Source organism: Duganella sp. sic0402 (assembly GCF_019219065.1).
Taxonomy (GTDB): Bacteria; Pseudomonadota; Gammaproteobacteria; order Burkholderiales; family Burkholderiaceae_D; genus Rugamonas.
In genome coordinates, this window is sequence record NZ_JAHUWK010000047.1 from 1 (window position 1) to 262 (window position 262).

A 262-nucleotide genomic window follows, 5' to 3' on the forward strand; every position below is an offset into this window, starting at 1 on the left:
GTCGACAGCGCGTTGAACTGGGTCGAGTTGAGCGCGCCGAAGTGGGTCGAGTTCATCGCGACGATCTGCTCGGTGGTCAGGCCGGTCAGCTGGTTCGAATTCATCGCGGCAAACTGCGCGCTCTTCAGCGCGACTACGTCTTCGGTGGTCAGCGCGCCGATCTGGTTGCTGGTCAGCGCGGCGATCACCGAGGTTTTCAGGACAGCGACGTCGGCAGTTTCCAGATGAGCGATCTGCTCGGTGCTCAGGCCCAGTACTTGCG

General features: G+C 62.2%; 1 protein-coding gene. It reads right to left on the bottom strand.

The genetic code is table 11. From position 1 onward, the window contains the following. The coding region (locus KW842_RS27255; RefSeq protein WP_218307313.1) for a hypothetical protein at positions 1–262 on the bottom strand (262 nt) is incomplete at both ends.